The sequence below is a fragment of the Methylorubrum aminovorans genome (genome assembly GCF_022179725.1).
GTDB classification, from domain to species: domain Bacteria; phylum Pseudomonadota; class Alphaproteobacteria; order Rhizobiales; family Beijerinckiaceae; genus Methylobacterium; species Methylobacterium aminovorans.
In genome coordinates, this window is sequence record NZ_BPRC01000022.1 from 1 (window position 1) to 16,897 (window position 16,897).

The 16,897-nt window shown below is 68.7% G+C and carries 18 protein-coding genes and 1 tRNA gene; 12 read left to right on the top strand and 7 right to left on the bottom strand.

Annotated elements, in window-relative coordinates:
• Nucleotides 1-620: 620 nt before the first annotated feature.
• A tRNA-Arg gene (locus MFF24_RS21530) sits at nt 621-697 on the top strand.
• 92 nt (nt 698-789) lie between these two features.
• Here the strand turns inward: MFF24_RS21530 and MFF24_RS28885 are convergent.
• From MFF24_RS28885 to MFF24_RS21550, 5 genes are all read right to left on the bottom strand, one after another.
• Nucleotides 790-921, bottom strand: coding sequence for a hypothetical protein (locus MFF24_RS28885; RefSeq protein WP_283214535.1), 132 nt, complete (start codon nt 919-921; stop codon nt 790-792).
• A 140-nt stretch (nt 922-1,061) separates the two neighbouring features.
• On the bottom strand, nt 1,062-1,607 hold the full coding sequence (locus tag MFF24_RS21535; RefSeq protein WP_238227439.1) for a hypothetical protein: 546 nt from the start codon (nt 1,605-1,607) through the stop codon (nt 1,062-1,064).
• Entirely contained in the window at nt 1,552-2,322 is a 771-nt protein-coding gene (locus MFF24_RS21540; RefSeq protein ID WP_238227441.1) for an anti-sigma factor family protein, read from the bottom strand. Before MFF24_RS21540 ends, MFF24_RS21535 begins: the two co-directional genes overlap by 56 nt.
• An 81-nt stretch (nt 2,323-2,403) precedes the next feature.
• Entirely contained in the window at nt 2,404-2,976 is a 573-nt protein-coding gene (locus MFF24_RS21545) for a sigma-70 family RNA polymerase sigma factor (RefSeq protein ID WP_108939375.1), read from the bottom strand.
• A gap of 238 nt (nt 2,977-3,214) precedes the next feature.
• Nucleotides 3,215-4,519, bottom strand: a complete 1,305-nt coding sequence (locus tag MFF24_RS21550; RefSeq protein ID WP_133087857.1) for a L,D-transpeptidase family protein — start codon at nt 4,517-4,519, stop codon at nt 3,215-3,217.
• A gap of 342 nt (nt 4,520-4,861) precedes the next feature.
• On the opposite strand from MFF24_RS21550, the gene MFF24_RS21555 reads away from it, so the two are divergent.
• The 8 genes from MFF24_RS21555 to MFF24_RS21590 all read left to right on the top strand — a co-directional run bounded on the left by MFF24_RS21555 (nt 4,862) and on the right by MFF24_RS21590 (nt 11,210).
• Nucleotides 4,862-5,260: a hypothetical protein gene (locus tag MFF24_RS21555; protein ID WP_238227450.1), complete on the top strand. Its 399-nt coding sequence runs from the start codon at nt 4,862-4,864 to the stop codon at nt 5,258-5,260.
• A 49-nt stretch (nt 5,261-5,309) separates the two neighbouring features.
• Complete coding sequence (locus MFF24_RS21560; RefSeq protein ID WP_238227452.1) at nt 5,310-6,323, top strand: copper chaperone PCu(A)C domain-containing protein; 1,014 nt, start codon at nt 5,310-5,312, stop codon at nt 6,321-6,323.
• A gap of 187 nt (nt 6,324-6,510) precedes the next feature.
• Nucleotides 6,511-7,065, top strand: a complete 555-nt coding sequence (locus tag MFF24_RS21565; RefSeq protein ID WP_238227454.1) for a copper chaperone PCu(A)C — start codon at nt 6,511-6,513, stop codon at nt 7,063-7,065.
• Nucleotides 7,055-7,699 (top strand): SCO family protein, encoded by a 645-nt coding sequence (locus MFF24_RS21570; protein WP_238227456.1) that lies wholly within the window; start codon nt 7,055-7,057, stop codon nt 7,697-7,699. The genes MFF24_RS21565 and MFF24_RS21570 overlap by 11 nt, the downstream gene beginning before the upstream one ends.
• A gap of 145 nt (nt 7,700-7,844) precedes the next feature.
• Nucleotides 7,845-8,195 (top strand): hypothetical protein, encoded by a 351-nt coding sequence (locus tag MFF24_RS21575; protein WP_238227457.1) that lies wholly within the window; start codon nt 7,845-7,847, stop codon nt 8,193-8,195.
• Between the two features lie 42 nt (nt 8,196-8,237).
• Nucleotides 8,238-10,412 carry a TonB-dependent receptor family protein gene (locus MFF24_RS21580; protein WP_238227466.1) on the top strand — a complete coding sequence of 725 codons (2,175 nt, stop codon included), beginning with the start codon at nt 8,238-8,240 and terminating at the stop codon, nt 10,410-10,412.
• 153 nt (nt 10,413-10,565) lie between these two features.
• Nucleotides 10,566-10,808: a type II toxin-antitoxin system VapB family antitoxin gene (locus MFF24_RS21585; RefSeq protein WP_108939381.1), complete on the top strand. Its 243-nt coding sequence runs from the start codon at nt 10,566-10,568 to the stop codon at nt 10,806-10,808.
• Nucleotides 10,809-11,210, top strand: a complete 402-nt coding sequence (locus tag MFF24_RS21590) for a type II toxin-antitoxin system VapC family toxin (RefSeq protein WP_238227475.1) — start codon at nt 10,809-10,811, stop codon at nt 11,208-11,210.
• A gap of 45 nt (nt 11,211-11,255) precedes the next feature.
• Here the strand turns inward: MFF24_RS21590 and MFF24_RS21595 are convergent, their stop codons facing one another.
• On the bottom strand, nt 11,256-12,743 hold the full coding sequence (locus tag MFF24_RS21595; RefSeq protein ID WP_238227477.1) for a carbohydrate porin: 1,488 nt from the start codon (nt 12,741-12,743) through the stop codon (nt 11,256-11,258).
• Nucleotides 12,744-12,829: 86 nt separating this feature from the next.
• Nucleotides 12,830-13,489: a GntR family transcriptional regulator gene (locus MFF24_RS21600; protein WP_238227480.1), complete on the bottom strand. Its 660-nt coding sequence runs from the start codon at nt 13,487-13,489 to the stop codon at nt 12,830-12,832.
• 177 nt (nt 13,490-13,666) lie between these two features.
• Here MFF24_RS21600 and dctP point away from each other — a divergent pair, with 177 nt between their 5' ends.
• Genes dctP through MFF24_RS21615 form a run of 3 tightly spaced genes read left to right on the top strand, consistent with a single transcriptional unit; the run spans nt 13,667 to nt 16,760 of the window.
• Nucleotides 13,667-14,689 carry a TRAP transporter substrate-binding protein DctP gene (gene dctP / locus MFF24_RS21605; protein WP_108939385.1) on the top strand — a complete coding sequence of 341 codons (1,023 nt, stop codon included), beginning with the start codon at nt 13,667-13,669 and terminating at the stop codon, nt 14,687-14,689.
• Nucleotides 14,686-15,411 (top strand): TRAP transporter small permease, encoded by a 726-nt coding sequence (locus tag MFF24_RS21610; protein ID WP_238227481.1) that lies wholly within the window; start codon nt 14,686-14,688, stop codon nt 15,409-15,411. The genes dctP and MFF24_RS21610 overlap by 4 nt, the downstream gene beginning before the upstream one ends.
• A complete protein-coding gene (locus MFF24_RS21615; protein ID WP_108939387.1) occupies nt 15,408-16,760 on the top strand; it encodes a TRAP transporter large permease in 1,353 nt (450 codons plus the stop codon). Before MFF24_RS21610 ends, MFF24_RS21615 begins: the two co-directional genes overlap by 4 nt.
• Nucleotides 16,761-16,897 lie beyond the last annotated feature (137 nt).

Genomic DNA, 16,897 nt, shown 5'->3' on the forward strand with positions numbered 1-16,897 from the left:
TCACCCGGATCAGCTCCGCTCCACCAACAATCCCGAAGACCGCCAGAACCCCGCCCCACCAGCTGGTGGACCGCGGCGCCCGTCGGTGAAAATGGGTATAGGGAGCCCGGCGACCGACGTCAATCGGAAAATCGCGAAAAGCGCGGGGGACGCCGTCAGGAGGCGTTCTCGCCGCATGCAGAGCCCGGCTGCAGACGGAGTATGCCCCCCGGTCTGCGCATGGTGACGTTGTCTCGCGTTCAGACAGAGGCGTTGGCAGGCGCCCCTCTGCTGTGAGACGCTGATCGATACTGATAGGTAACAGCCTCCATCCTTGGCCCGGCCCTCGCCGACCCTGTGCTCGAGCACGCTCCGAGCGTCTTGCCCGCCGTAGCGGAGCGCGTCTCAAGCGGCCCCCTCGCATCGCGTCAGGCCGCTTGCCCATGCCCCACGATGCCGGGCGGATCGTTCGAACAGGCAGGCGTCGCCACGGCCAGAGGGTTGGCGAGGACGCTGGGCGTTGTGTCGTCGAGCTGGCCCGCGAGCCTGACTTTTCGGACTCGTTCCGGAGGAGAAAGCACGAGCCGGCAGTAAGGCTTGACCACGGCCCAGTCCCGTGCCTTTTGGCCCTCGTGGCGCCAGACTCCGTAGCTCAGCTGGATAGAGCAGCCGCCTTCTAAGCGGCAGGTCGTAGGTTCGAGCCCTACCGGGGTCGCCAAATTCAGCAGCCCACGACGGATCCCAGCCGACGCTTCGAGCGATGGGCGCCGGTGAAGCGGCAGACTGATCGGCCCGCGCCGCTTCGTCGTCTTACGGCGCGAGCAGCCGGTCGTAGAGGGCGATCAGATCCTCGCCCGGATCCGCAGCGGCCCGGGGCGGATGCGAAGGCTGCGGCGGGCTCGCACGGAACCGCTCGGGATCGGCATCGATGCGCTGGAACATGGCGCGCAGCCGATCCGGAGATCGGACATCGACCCGGAAGCCACTGAAGCCCTGGCCGATCGCTTCCTTGTGCGCTGTACGGCCGCCGATATGGCCGGGGCGGACGCGGCCCGTTGCACTCTCTTGCCGCGCAACCGGTGTCAGGCGCGGGACGCCGTTCGAAATCGCAACCGTCTACGGAAAGCTCGCCTTGCGAGAGATCTCGGTGAAGGGCTCCGATACCGCTGCGGCGGCCCATGCCGCGTCAAGCACCCGCGCCAGCCCGCGATGGAGCCTGTCGGGGTGACGGAGCAGCCCGTCGCATCAGCGAGGATGTCGGGCGTCGGCATCTGCACCAGCCCATCCTCGTCGATGAGGGAGTGAAAGTCCGAGATCCACCACACGTCGTGGACGGTGACGGTGTCGGGAATTTTCCTGTCCCGTACTGCCTCGACCGCGCTGGCGGTCAGTTGCTGCACGCAATGGACATAAACGAGGTCGGGCTCGAAGCGATCGAGCAAGGACTCGAATTGCGAGCGGGCGCTCGGGTTGAACGAGCGCCAGCCCATGTTCCGTTCGCGCGGCCTGGCGATGCGGAAGACGGGGATGCCGCGATAGGCGTCGATGCGGGACTGATAGGGAGGCTCGGCCTTATTCCCGGATTGCTGCGAGCCGGGCGGCGGCGGCGTGGAGGGCCGGATCGTCACGCGAGCCGCTCAGCGCGTAGGCCGTCTTGCCGTTGCGCCAATAGGCGGTCGTCCCATCGCTCGAACGGGCCACCGGCTCGCTCCCCTCAGCCAGCGCCAATCCGCTGCTGTTCTTGGCAAACAGAGCCAGCTCGCCGATCTCGGCCGATTGGATCGACACCTCGATCCCGGTGCCCTTGCGGCTCGGGAAGATTTGCACGTCCCGGACCACCCAGCCTGCCGGAAGCGGCGGCAGATCGACACCGGTCGCGACTTCGAGGTCTGCGGGATCATAGACAGAGGCGACGGGCTGGCTGGTCACGCGGGCGCGGATCTGAACCGCCTCGCGGGCCTGCTTCGCTTCCTCGGCGAGCGACGGATCGATCGGCGAGGCGAAGGAGCCGGGTACGCCGAAGCTGCCGCTCTCGGTATGAGCGAGCCAACCCGCCCCGACCAGCACCACGACCGCCGCCGCCCGGCGCAGTCGAGAGCGAACCCTCTGCCACGCGAAGGCGCGATCGATCCGGCGCGCACCCGCGCGCAGCCGCTCCGGCGGCAGGCTCGGCACGGACAGGAAGGCTTCGCGCAGGGCATCGCGGTCGCGCAGATCGGCCATGACCTGCAGCGCATCCTGGGGATTGCGCGCGAGATGCGCCTCGACCTCGACGCGACGCATCGGGTCGAGTTCGCCATCGACATACGCGATAAGATCGGTTTCCGTGACTGGATCGACCATCAGCCCACTCCGACTGCCCTGCCCACCACCGTCCAGCCCGTCGCTCGCCGGTGATAGCTTGTTAACGGTTTGCCCGGCCCATCAATTCCCACCGACGACGCGCAGATGCGCACGGCCGCGCTCGGGACCGTCGTCGGAAGAACTCGCCTTGCCCTTCTGGTTGCCTTCCTCGAAGGCGCGCAGGGCGGCCCGGCCGCGACCGAGCCGCGACATCAGGGTGCCGATCGGAATGCCCAGCACGGCCGCCGCATCGGCATAGGCCATACCTTCCAGGGTCACGAGGTGAAGCGCGGCGCGCTGCTCCTCGGGCAGGCTCTCGAAGGCCTTGCGGATCTGCATCAGCCGCACCTGCCCTTCCTGGGCGGGCGGAGCCACCTCTTCGGAGAGCTGCACCAGCACGTCGGCGTGGCGCGCCTCCACCCGCTTGCGGCGCTGCTCGTCGATGAAGACGTTGTGCAGCACCGTCATCATCCAGGTGCGCAGGTTCGTGTCGGGCCTCAGGTTCGCGCGCGATTCGAGGGCGCGAACCATGGTATCGTGAACGAGGTCATCCGCCTTGAGCGAATCCCGCGTCAATGACCGGGCGTAGCGCCGCAAGGGCACCAGCAGGTCGACGATCTCGGAGCGTTTTGAGCGCGTTCTATCGAGCACCATAAACCGTTGACGTCTGCCTGAAGCCTTTAATCCGCCCGGCCCGCTCCGAAGGCGATAATTCTCGAAAAAATTTCGGCCGGCCGAGCCTTCCGGATATCCCCTGCCCCCCTGACGAACCGGCCCGCCAAAAAGAACACGGCCCCGCCCCGGATGTCGAATCCGGGCCGGGGCCGTGTTCTTTCCGGCTCGCCTCGACCGGTCATGCCGGCGAGGCCGCAGCGTGAGAGAGAGTGCGCTCTCAGTTCTCCTCGTCGCCCGGCTCGAACACTTCGGGCTGGGTCGAGGCCGCGCTGGCGACCGGCGTCGGCGCCTCAATGGTCGAGGGCACGTTCACGCCGTCGCGCTTGTAGATGTCGTCACGGAACTGCACCGTGCCGTCCGGTGTCGCCCAGGCGGTGATGTAGGTCCAGTAGACCGGCACGGGCTGCGTCATGCGCGCGTCGATGCGCTGGCCGCTCTCCACCGCGCGCTCGACCGCGGCGCGGTCCCAGCCGGGCGTGTCCTTCAAGAGCCACGTGATGTACTCGCGCACGTTCTGCACGCGCACGCAGCCCGAGGAGATGAAGCGGAAATCGTCGCCGAACACGCCGCGGGAATTGGTGTCGTGCATGAACACGCCGTGCGGGTTCGGGATGTTGATGCGCACGACACCCATCGAGTTGAAGTCGGCGCCCGAATCCTGGCGGTAGGTGTAGCGGGTGCCCTCGTCCGAGTTCCAGTTCACGGAGCGCGGCGAAATCTCCTGCCCCCCCGAGAGGATGCGGATCTTGTTGTCCGTGAGGTAGTTCGGATCCTTCTGCATCTTCGGGATCAGGTCCTTCCTCACGATCGAGGCCGGGACCGTCCAGGTCGGGTTGAAATTGATCTCGACCGCCTTGGCATTCATGATCGGCGACTGACGGTCGATCTTGCCCACACCCGCGGCGTGCAGCGTCACGACCTGTCCGTTCTCCACCGTCTGCACCAGCGCGGCGGGGATGTTGGTGATGACGAAACGCCGGCCGAGATCGCCCGAATAGGAGCGCAGGCGGATCACGTTGGTCTCGAGCTGGCGCAGGCGCACGTCGGCGGGCACGTTCATGGCGGCCTGCGTCGCCGGGCTCATCTGGCCGGTCTGGGACAGGCCGTGCCGGGCCTGGAAGCGCTTCACGCCGGCCGCGACGTAGGAATCATAGGTGCCCGCGCCACCGGCGTTGGCGTCGAGGTCGCCGGTGACGATCAGGCGCTGGCGCACCGCCGCCACCGCCGGGCCGCGGGAGCCGATGCGCAGACCCGCCGCGCCGGACACGGCCTGCCAGCCGCCGCGCGAGACGATCGAGCGGTACTTCTCGACCATCGCCTCGGTCGCCGCGATGGTGTCGGGCGAGAGAATCGGCGTCGAGGAGCGATGCACCTGCATGGTGGTGGGCGAGGCGTAATCCTGCGCCCACTCGGCCTGGGCGAAGCCGGCTTCGCGCGCGAGCGCCGGGCCGGCGAGCAGCGTCGCCCCCAGGAGAGCGGCAGCGAAGGGACGGGAGTGGGGGTGGCGCGCGGTCTGCAGCATCGATCCGGGCTCTGATGGAGGGTGCGGTCGGTGAATCCGGCCAAGGCGCCCGGCTCGCAACGCTCCGGTGTCCAAACCAGGGCGTGAAAGCCAAGTCTCGGCCAAGTTCTCGTGCCGCGGTTGTTGCGATCTCGTGGTTAAGAAGCCATGCCGTTCCGGGCCATATTGTGGCGTTCGGGTGTGACGGCGCACGCGCAAGAGATCCCGGCAAGGGATCCCAGGAGATTCGAAGACGCTTCCGCAGAGGTTTCGAGCAGGCGTAACGGCGCGGCGAAGAGCGGCGGAATGGCGCCGGCCGGTCCCTCTACCGGAGCGGCGCGAAGCGGCGTAAGGCTCATGTCCATGCCGAGCCCACGCCGCGACCGGACCGGAGGAGCGCCGCGCGTCCTGCGCGGGCTGACCGCCGTGGCCGCCCTCTACGCGCTGGTGCTTCAGGCCCTGCTCGGCGGCATCGCGGCCCTTCCCGTCGCGGGTGCCCCCGCCTTCCTCTGCTTCTCGGCCACGGGAGAGGCCCTCTCCGCCGACGCCGAGAACGACAAGCTCCCGGCCCCGGCCTCCCATCACGCCGGCTGCTGCACCGCCGCGCATCACCCGCCCGCCGCCCTTCCGCCGCCCCTTTCGGCCGCGAGCACGTGGCCTGATCGCGAGGCGGCCCGCGCCGGCTGGTCCGGTGCCCGGAGCCGGACCGCCCGGCCGCCGCCCTTCACCCTTGCCCATGCCCGGGCCCCGCCGGTCGCCTGACGCGCCCGATCACCGCGATCCTTCGACGTCAGACAACCGGAACCATCCCATGCCCCGCTCGCGTTCACGCGCCTCTCTTCGCGCAGCCCTGCCGCTCGTCCTGATCGGCCCCGCCCTCGTCTCGTCCGCCGCAGCCCACGCCGTGCTCGAACGCAAGGAGGCCGCGCCCAACGCCGCCTATCGCGGCGTCCTCCAGATCATGCATGGCTGCGACGGCCATCCGACCACCCGCGTCAGCGTCACCATCCCCGAGGGCGTGACCGGCGCCAAGCCGATGCCGAAGCCCGGCTGGACGATCGAAACCGTCAAGTCGGCCTATGCCCGCGCCTACCCCTCCTTCCACGGACAGGTCTCGGAGGGCGTCACCCGGATCACGTGGAGCGGCGGCAGCCTGCCGGACGATCAGGTCGACGAGTTCACCTTCTTCGCCCGGATCTCGGACGCGTTCGCGCCGGGCGCGACGATCCACTTCCCCGTCGAGCAGGACTGCACCGAGGGCAGCTACCGCTGGAGCGAGGTTCCGGCCGAGGGCGCGTCGGCGCGAGGGCTGAAGGCGCCGGCCCCGGCGGTTCGGATCGTCGCCGCCGCAGGCGCTGCGTCTCAGACGATGCAGGCCCCCGCCGCGCCCGCCACGAAAGCCGGGGCGATCGCGATCGAGACACCCTGGCTGCGGGCGACGCCGGGCGGGGCGAAGGTCGCCGGCGGCTACGTGACCCTGCGCAACACCGGCACCGAGCCCGACCGGCTCACCGGCGCGGCGATTCCGCAGGCGGGCCGTGCCGAGATCCACTCGATGACGCATGAGGGCGGCGTGATGAAGATGGCCCCCGTCGAGGGCGGCCTCACCCTCGCGCCGGGGACGAGCGTTGCGCTCAAGCCCGGCGGCTACCACCTGATGTTCCTCGACCTGAAGGACGGGCTGAAGGCGGGGGAGACGGTCGCGGGCACACTGACCTTCGAGCGGGCCGGGACGGTGCCGGTGAGCTTCACCGTGGCGCCGATCGGCGCCCAAGGGCCCGGCACCGCCGCGCCCGGTTCCGGCGGCCACCCGCACCACCACTGAGCGGCCGCACCGGCTGGCCCTAGATTATTGTTTTTGCATCGTCTTTCCCCGAAAGCCGGGGATCACCTTTCGGGACGATGCTCGATCAGCCGCGCGGACCCGCGCCTCACCGGATGACCGCCGACACGGGCGGGGTCCGGGGCCCAAGTCCGCGCGCCCTCTCTCCTCCGCGAATGGAGACACGACCATGCGCCTTCACGCCTTCCCGTCCGCCCTCCTCGCCCTCGGTCTCGCCGTGACGAACCTCGCCGCGACGAGCCCCGTCCAGGCCCATGACTACGCCGCCGGCCCGCTCAAGATCGGCCATCCCTGGTCGCGCGCGACGCCGGGCGGGGCCAAGGTCGCGGGCGGCTACCTCACGGTCACCAATACCGGCACGGAGCCCGACCGGCTCACCGGCGGCATGATCGAGGCGGCCGGGCGCGGCGAGCTGCACACGATGTCGATGGAGGGCGGCGTGATGAAGATGGCGCCCCTCGCTGACGGCTTGGCGATCCCGCCCGGCCAGACGGTGACGCTCGCCCCCAGCGGCCACCACCTGATGTTCCTCGACCTGAAAGCCCCGCTGAAGAAGGGCGAGCGGGTGAAGGGCACCCTGACCTTCGAGCGGGCGGGCCGCGTCCCCGTCGAGTTCGCCGTGGAGAGCCTCGCGGCCAAGGTGCCGGAGAAGGCGCCGGAGGCGGCGGGCGGCAAGCCTGCCCCTTCCGGACACGATCATGCGGGGCACGACCATGGCCACTGAACCTCGCCCGGACCGATTTTCCTCCCCCGCCTCGAAGCGGGGGAGCGCGCTGATCCTGATCGCCTTCGCGCTGGCCCTCGTCGGCATCGTGGCGGCGACGGTCGCCTTCCTGCCGTGGGGGGACAAACCCTCCACCCTGTCGGTGGTGGGCGGTCCGTTCCGGCTCGAATCCTCGAAGGGCGGCACCGTCGATTCGCAGGCGCTGAAGGGCAAGCCCTTCCTCGTCTTCTTCGGCTTCACCCAATGTCCGAACGTCTGCCCGACGACGCTGGCCGATCTCGGCACCCTGCTCGACGAGTTCGCGGCCGAAGGCGGCGACCTCCAGGCCTACTACATCACCCTCGATCCCGAGCGGGACACGCAAGCTGTGATGCAGGAGTACATGGCCTCGTTCACCGACCGGATCACCGGATTGACCGGCACGCGGCAGCAGATCGAGGCGGTGACCCGCGACTACCGCGCCTTCGTGAAGCGCGTGCCCCTGCCCGGCGGCGACTACACCCTGGAGCACACGCTGATGGTCTACATGATGGACCGCGACGGCGGCTTCGCCGGACCGCTCGACCTGAATGCGGGCCACGCGCTCGCCCTGAAGCAATTGCGGAAACTGGTCGCCGACGGCCGCAGCACGTGAGGGTCGCGGGTCCTGTGACGGCACGGCGCCCGCCTTGCTGCCGGCCAAGACGGAAAACAGGACTGCCCCGGGAGCGCATCCATTGACCTCCGCGCGAGCTTGGCCGTAGCTGGCGGCCATGCGAGGGCGCCTGCCGGGATGGACCGTGTGCCGCGCGGTCATCGCCGTGGCCGCGCTCTACGCGCTTGCCCTGCAGGTCGTCCTCGGCGCGGCGGCGCTCGCCGGAACCGTCGGCCCCGACGGCGGCCTCGTCCACATCCTCTGCGCACCCGATGCGTCGGATCCCGACGCGCCCGCGAAGGGGCACACGGCGCACCTGCCCTGCTGCCAGGCCGCGCACGTCCTGCCGAGCCTCGACGTTCCGGACCCCGCCCACGCCGTCGTGGTCTGGCCGCCGGAGCGGATCGCGCTGCCCGCATGGCGGCCTGAGATCGTCGCCCTGCCCCGCGCCCCGCCCGGGACGCGCCCGAGCCCGCGCGCCCCACCCGTCGCCTGATCGATCGCACTTCCCGATCCTTCAGACCACGGACCTTTCCTCATGCCTTGCCGCCAACGGGCCGTGCCGCGTGCCGCCCTGTCCTCCACTCTGCTCGCCTCGACCCTGCTCGCCGCCGGCCTTGCCTTTGCCGCCCCTGCGCTTGCAGAACCCCTCGTCGCGCCGGAGAGCGCGACCCCTTCCACGACCACACTTGCCGAGATCAGCGTCTCCGGCACCGGTCGCCCCTCCGCTCCGGGTGAGACGGCCGGCTCGCTGACCGTGCCGGGCGTGGCCGCGCAGCGGGCGGCGGTGAACGCGACCGTCGGCTCCGTCGCCTTCGTCGACGCTGCGAGCTTCCAGAACCGCTACGCCAACACCGTGCGCGACGTGCTCAAAGACGTGCCCGGCGTGTTCGTGCAGGAGCGCTACGGCCAGGAGATGCGCCTCTCGATCCGCGGTTCCGGCATCGCCCGCGGCTTCCATGTCCGCGGCATCGAGCTGCTGCAGGACGGCATCCCGCTCAACCTCGCCGACGGGAGCGGCGACTTCTACCAGATCGACCCGCTCTCCTTACGCTCGGTCGAGGTCTACAAGGGCGGCAATGCGCTCACCTTCGGCGCGACCACGCTCGGCGGCGCGGTGAACTTCGTGACGCCGACCGCCTACACGGCCCTGGCGCCGAACACCGCCCGGATCGACGGCGGCAGCTTCAACACGATCCGCGAGCACTTCCAGGTCTCGCGCATCTCGGGCCCTGCCGATGTCCTGATCTCCGGCACGGCGACCAATTCCGACGGATTCCGCGATCACGAGACGCAGCGCACCCGCAACGTGAACGCCAATATCGGCTACCGGCTCGCGCCGGGGGTCGAAACCCGGTTCTACCTCGGCTTCTACGACACCGACCAGAAGCTGCCCGGCTCGCTCTCGCTGTTCAACGCCCTGAACAATCCCCGCCTCGCCAACCCGGCGGCGATCACCGGCAACCAATCGCGAAAGGTGACGACGGAGCGGATCGCCAACCGCACCTCGTTCGAACTCGAAGTCGGGCGCCTCGACATCGATTCCTGGGCGATTCACAAGAACCTTGAGCATCCGATCTTCCAGGTGATCGACCAGGACGGCTGGACCTACGGCGTCGCCCCGCGCTGGGCCGGCACGTTCGATCTCGGCGGCTTCCGCAACGATCTGATCCTCGGCCTGCGGGCCTTCGCCGGCATCAACGAGGCCCGGCAATTCGTGAACGTGGCGGGCCTGCGCGGGGCCCAGACGCTCGACGCGCGCCAGAGCGCCTCGAACTACGAGGCCTATGCCGAGAACCGGTTCTGGTTCCGGCCCGACATGGCGCTGATGACCGGCGTCAAGCTGTTCTCCTCGAACCGCACCTTCAGCGACAGGGGCGGCCTAGCCGCGAACCCCGCCGCGCGCTTTGCCAACATCACCTATGAGGGCATCAACCCGAAGCTCGGCCTGCTGTGGCAACCGCTGCCGGACATCCAGGTGTTTGCCGACGTCACCCGCTCGCGCGACGTGCCGGATTTCTCCGACCTCGTGCAGACCAACCTGCTACGCACCACCTTCGTGCCGCTGGAGGTCCAACGCGCCTGGACCTACGAGGCCGGCTCGCGCGGCCGGATCGACCGATTGGCCTGGGACGTGACGCTCTACCGGGCGGACGTGCGCGACGCGCTGATCAACTTCACGCCCAATCCCGGCCTGAACATCCCGGCGGCGACCTTCAACGCCCCGCGCACCCGCCATCAGGGCGTCGAGGCTGCCGTGACCCTCGACCTCGCCGCGGATCTGACCGGCATCGGCGACGGGCTCAGCCTGACCCAGATCTGGACCCACAACGACTTCCGCTTCGTCGGCGACCCGGTCTTCGGCAACAACCGCATCGCCGGCGTGCCGGTGAACGTGCTGCGCACGGTGCTCGGCTACCGGCATCCCAGCGGCTTCCACTTCGCACCCACCCTCGACTGGGTGCCAGAGGGCGCGTTTGCCGATCACGCCAACACCCTGAAGGTACCGGGCTACGCCTTGCTCGGCCTCCAGACCGGCATCGACTTCGCCAACGGCGTCTCGCTGTTAGTTGATGCCCGCAACCTGACGGACGAACGCTATGTCTCCGACATTGCGGTCGTGACCAACGCCGCGACCGTGGCGGGCGGGCCGGTGGCGTTCTTTCCCGGCAACGGCCGCAGCGTGTTCGGAGGCGTGCGGGCCTCGTTCTGAGGTCGACCCTCGTCGCAGTCGGGCAGCTTTCGAGGAAAATGGGGCGATGGCAGCCGTTGAGAATGGCCGCCATCGATTTTGGGCAATGCAGGTTTTGTATGCACAGCCACCAAGCTTGCGTATATACAAGATCCGTCTCTACGAAAGTTCGTCATGCTCAGCATCAGGGATGAGGAAGTCAGAACCCTCGCCGAAACCGTGATGAGGAAATCGGGCGCCCCCAACCTCACGGCCGCGATCAAGCTTGCCTTGCAGCGTGAGATCAAACGCGCCGACGAGGCTCTTCCCTTGATCGAGCGTGTGGCCGCGATCCGCGCCGCAGCCCTGGCGAAGGCCGACCGGCCGCCCGCGCCTCCTCTGAGCGAGGACGAGCGCGACGCCTTGTGGACGCGCTGAATGTTCATCGACACGTCGGCGATCGTCGCCATTCTGGCCGGCGAACCCGAGGCACCGGCCTATGTCGCCTGTATCGAGGGCACTAAGCATCGGGCGACCGGCCCGCATGTCCGCCTCGAGGCGACGATCAATCTTGCGCGCATCCTTGGGCTTCCGATTACGGCGGCCCAGGAAATGTACGACGCCTTCCTAGTGACGGCCGAGATCACCGTCCTCCCGATCGACGACGCCGTCGCCCGCCGGGCCGTGGAGGCCTTCGATCGCTACGGCAAGGGCCGGGGCCACCCGACGCAGCTCAATTTCGCCGATTGTCTATCCTACGCCTGCGCCGCCGCCAGCCGCGCTCCGATCCTCTTCAAGGGCCGGGATTTCATCCACACGGACCTGAAGGTCGCCTCGTAGGCGGCTGGATGCGAGGGAGCCGTCCGAGCCGTAAAGGCTCCCGCCTCAATACTGAACCGTCGCACGAAGCCCCAGCACGGCGGCGTTGCGCACGCGGCGCCCTTCCGGGTCGCGCGGATTGGCGATGCCGCCGCCGGGATGCAGGATCAGTTGCACGTCGGGCTGCACGGTGAAGCCCGGCACCACCACGGCCTGATAGGTCGCCTCGATCACCGTCTCGGCCCGCCGCCGCGGCATTGCCGTACCGGTCAGGATAATGGTGTCGATGTCGGACCGGCGGGCGTCGTCGGAGAGGCGGGCATGGGCGAGGCTGAGGCCGAGCGTGTCGTCGTCGCGGCCCGGAAACAGGCCCTTATAGGCGAGCCCGGCATCGAGATAGGCGGAGACGAGGCTGGAGCGGGTCGGCGACCACGCCGCCCGCACGAAGAAGCCGAGCCCCTCGTCGTCCTTGCCGGTTTCCCGGTAGAGTGTCTGGTCGTAGACCGCGTAGATCCCGGCATTGCCGCGCAACGGGCGGCCGATGCCGGTCGAGTTCGGGTCGGCGAGCGACAGGCCGGTGTTGTCGATGCGCAGGCTCTCGAAGCGCCCGAAATGCTGCCAGCCGCCCAGCGTGATGTCGCCGGGCAGGCTTTTGGCATCCGTCTCCGTGTTGAAGGCATAGGTGGCCTCGGCTACGACCAGGGCCGGGTCGCGGGTGCGGAAATTGGTGCCGGTGCGGTCGAGGCGTTGCGCTTCCGGGTCGTCGCCGGGACGGTTGGCGCCGGCCGGATCGCCATTATAGAGCCCGGCCTGGAGCGAGAAGCCGTTGCCCGGCACGTATTTGGCGCGGATCGCGGGCGAGGCGAGCGGATAGGCCGGGCCGCCGCTCGGCAGATCGAGCCCGGTGATCGCCGGCCAGCCGAAGGTCGAATTCACGAACAGCGTCGCGGTCTGGCTGACGAAGAATTCGGTGTCGGCCGCCTGCTGGCCGATGCGGATGCCGAGCTGGCCCTCGAAGAGCTGCTGATCGAGCCACAGCACGTAGAGGCGTGAAGACGGCAAGGCCTCGATCACGCTGGTGGCCAGCAGGTTGCCGACATAGTAGCGCGACAGGCCGGTGCCGTGGATGAAGTAGGCGTTGGCGTGGACCGTGGCGCCGTCCCAGCCGGCGAGCCGCTGCAGGTCGAGGTTGAGCCGCAGGTTCAGCCGGTCCTCGACGATCGCGCCCTGGCGGATGCCGCCGACGGGATTGCCCAGCGTCTCGGCGATGTAGGTGAGGCTGTACTCGATGCCCCGCTCCTTCAGTAGGGGCCGCCACCCGAGCGGATCGCCGAAGGGTCCGAGCGAGGGCTCGATCGAGCGCACGTAGCCGCCCGAGGCCTGGCTCGTCGATTCCGGCTGGGACACCGAGATCCGCGGATCGCCGCCCGCGCCCTCGTAGATCGGCCGTCCGGTGGGCTGTGCGAGGGCGGGCGGTCCGGCGAGAGCCGTCAGAGCGAGCGCGAGGGGCGGGATGGCCGAGAGCCTGCGTGATCGATCTGTTCCGGCACTCATGACAATCCTCATGCCGAGCAACCGTTATGCGGTTGCGCAGCATGAGGAGCGATAAGCTTGCCGAAGCAGTACAGTCAAACGGGCGCTCAAGCCGCGCTGTGATCCAGCGTCCGCAGGTTGGCCACCAATTCCGAGAAGCCGTCGCCCTGGATCAGCACGTGGCGGCGGAGCTGGTCGGCCGCCGCGGCGCCGTCGCTGGCGAGGATGGCCGCGACGACCGCCTCGTGCTCGGCGAGCGATTGCGCCACCCGGTGGCGGGTGCGCAGTTGCAGCCGGCGGTAGGGCGAGAGGCGGCGGTGCAGCGCCAGCGCTTGCCCGCACAGGAAATCGTTGCGGCAGGCGCGGTAGATCACCGTGTGGAAGACGTAGTTCTCGCCGTAATAGGCTTCCGGATCGCCCGTCGAGGCCGCCCGCGCGCAGGCGTCGAGCGCGCCCTTGAGTTCCACCTCGAGCTCCGGCGTCAGACGCCGCGCGGCGAGCCGACCGCAGGCGGCCTCCAGCTCCGCCATCGTCTCGAACATCTCCAGGAGATGCCCTGGCTCGGGGGCGCTCACCACCATGCCGCGACGCGGCTTGGTCTCCACGAGGCCGGTCGCGGCGAGCTGCAGCAGCGCCTCGCGGATCGGCGTGCGCGAGACGCCGAAGCGCTCGGCGAGCTGCGTCTCGTCGAGGCGCGCGCCGAGGGCGAGACGCCCTTCGACGATCTCGTCCTCGATCGTCTGCCTGAGGCGCTGGGTCTGGTTCATCGGTCGAATCATCGTCGGATCCCTGCCGACACATATTCAAGGGCGTTGACAAAATATGCAAGATGACGCGATCTTGCATTAAATGCTGCGGTGAAACGTATATTGTGCGCCGCACAAAAGTCCGAAGCAACGGACTCGATCAGAATCCGCGAATGCGGGATTCGAAGAGGAAACGCCATGACTCTGAACCGCCGCCACCTCCTCGCGGCCGGCCTCGCCGCGCCTGCGCTGCTCAAGCTCGGGGCCGGCCCGGCCCAGGCCGCCACGACGCTGAAGCTGTCGCACCAGTTCCCCGGCGGCTCGATCGACGAGGGGGATTTCCGCGACCGGATGTGCCGGAAGTTCGCCGCCGCCATCAAGGAGCGCTCGAAGGGCGCGATGGAGGTGCAGGTCTATCCCGGCTCCTCGCTGATGAAGACCAACGCGCAGTTCAGCGCCATGCGCAAAGGGGCGCTCGACCTCTCGCTCTATCCTTCGCCCTATGCCGGCGGCGAGGTGCCGGAGATGAATATCGGCCTGATGCCGGCGCTCGTCTCCTCCTACGCCCAGGCCGTCGCCTGGAAGGACGCGCCGGTCGGCCGCAAGCTCACCGAGATCCTGGAGGCCAAGGGCATCGTGCTGGTCTCCTGGGTCTGGCAGGCCGGCGGCATCGCGAGCCGCGAGCGCCCGCTGCTGACGCCCGAGGACGCCAAGGGCATGAAGGTCCGCGGCGGCTCGCGCGAGATGGACCTGATGATGAAGCAGGCCGGCGCCGCCACCCTGTCGCTGCCGTCGAACGAATCCTACGCCGCGATGCAGACCGGCGCCTGCGATGCCGTGCTGACCTCCTCCACCAGCCTGATCTCGTTCCGCCTTGAAGAGATTTCGAAGGCCCTGACCTCGGGCCGCGAGCGCTCCTACTGGTTCATGCTGGAGCCGATCATGATGTCGAAGATCGTGTTCTCCGGTCTGCCTAAGGACCAGCAGGACCTGATCATGGCGGTCGGCACCGAGCTGGAGAGCTTCGGCCAAGAGGGGGCCAAGGCCGACGACACCCGCGTCGAGGAAGTGTTCGGCAAGGCCGGCGCCAAGGTCGTGCAGCTCGACGAGCCGACGCTGGGCAAGTGGCGCGATATCGCCCGCGACACCGCCTGGAAGGACTTCGCCAACAAGAACGCGAGCTGCGCCGAGTTGCTCAAGCTGGCGGAGAAGGTCGCATGAGCCACGCCTTCGACGCGGCTTCGGCCGCATCCGAGACGAAGAAGGCCGAGGAGCCGCGGATTCCGGGGCTGCTCGGGGTGATCGACCGGGCCACGCGCCGGCTCAACCACCTCATCCTGGTGCTGGGCGGCATCGCGCTCGTCGCCGCCTGCCTCGTGCTCAGCTACTCGGTGCTGATCCGCTACGTCCTGCACGAGCCGACCGAGTGGCAGGACGAGACCGCCGTGTTCCTCATCGTCGGCGCCACCTTTCTGTCGGCGGCGGGCGTTCAGGCCAAGCGCGGCCACGTCGCCATCGAGGCGCTCACCGGCCTGCTGCCGCCGGCCGCCAACCGGGCGCGCCTCGTCCTCGTCGACATCATCAGCCTCGCCTTCGTGACCTTCTTCGCCTGGAAGAGCTGGAGCCTGTTCCACGAGGCCTGGGAGGACGGCCAGATCTCGCAATCGACTTGGGGGCCGCCGCTCTGGATCCCCTACCTGCTGATGTCGGCGGGCATGAGCCTGCTGGCCATCCAGTTCGTGCTGCAGATCGCCGAGGCGCTGCTCTACGGCCCCCGCGCCGCCGGCTGGGCCAAGCCCAAGATCGGCATCGGGGCGGACGTCAACCGCGACATGCGCGACCGCCCGGACCTAACGCCCGAGGGGCCTGACCCTCTGGAGAGCACGATCACACCGAAGGCGGCCCCGGTTCGGCCGGTCACGACCACGGGAGGCAAGGCATGAGCACCGCCGCGATCGGCTTCCTCTATGCCGGGGCGACGCTGGGGGCGATGCTCTCAGGAATTCCCATCGCCTTCGCGCTCGGCTTCGTGGCGCTCGCCTTCATGTACGCGTTCATGCCCGCCGCCTCGCTCGATACGGTGGCGCAGAACGTCTACGAGGAGATGGCCTCGATCACCCTGCTCTCGATCCCGCTCTTCATCCTGAAGGGCGCGGCGATCGGAAGGAGCCGGGCCGGCCAGGATCTCTACTCGGCGATGCATGCCTGGATGCACCGCATCCCCGGTGGGCTCGGCATCGCCAACGTGTTCGCCTGCGCGCTGTTTGCGGCGATGGCCGGCTCCTCGCCCGCCACCTGCTCGGCGATCGGTTCGGCCGGAATCCCGGAGATGCGCAAGCGCGGCTACTCGCCGGGCTTCGCCGCCGGAATCATCGCCGCGGGCGGCACGCTCGGCATCCTGCTGCCGCCCTCGATCACCATGATCCTCTACGCCGTGGCAGCCGAGCAGTCGCTCGGCCGGCTGTTCCTCGCCGGGATCGGGCCGGGCTTCCTCCTGGTCGCCCTGTTCGCCGCCTGGTCGGTGTTCCGCTTCCGCTCGGAATTCGCGGCGGCCAAGCTCGCCTACGAGCGGACCGGCACGCAGCACCCGATCCTGAAGGAGGACAGCTACAGCATGCGCGAGCGCTTCTCGACGCTGCCGCGGGTGCTGCCCTTCGTGGTGCTGCTCACCGGCGTCATGGTCGCGCTCTACGGTGGCTACGCCACGCCTTCCGAGACGGCGGGCCTCGGCGGCCTGCTGGCGCTCGCCCTGATCGCGGTGATCTACGGCGTCTGGCGCTTCCGCGATCTCGACCCGATCCTCACGGCGACGCTGCGGGAATCGACCATGCTGATGCTGATCATCGGCATGTCGCTCCTCTACGCCTACGTGATGAGCTACCTCCACATCAGCCAGGCGGCGGCTCAGGCCATCGTCGAGATGCAGCTCTCGCCCTGGGTCCTGCTCGCCACCATCCTGTCGCTGGTGATCGCGCTGGGCTTCTTCCTGCCGCCGGTCTCGATCATCCTGATGACGGCGCCGATCATCCTGCCGCCGCTGAAGGCCGCAGGCTTCGACCTCGTCTGGTTCGGCGTGGTGATGACGATCACCATGGAGATGGGCCTGATCCACCCGCCGGTGGGCCTCAACATCTTCGTCATCAAGAACATCGCCCCCGACATCCCCTTGAAGGACATCATCTGGGGCACCCTGCCCTTCGTGCTCCTGATGGGCGTGGCGATCGTCCTGCTCTGCCTCGTGCCGGGCATCGCCCTCTGGCTGCCGGACCTGCTGCTGCCGACGACGCGGTAGGGATCGCAACCGCACCCGGAGCGGTGCTGGCGACGAGAAAAAACCCTCCGTGCCCTGGGCACGGAGGGTTCTTCGTTTGGTGAATCGTTTCTTTATCGCGGCAGTAAAACTCGCCTTAACCCTCCTGCGCCCAAGAT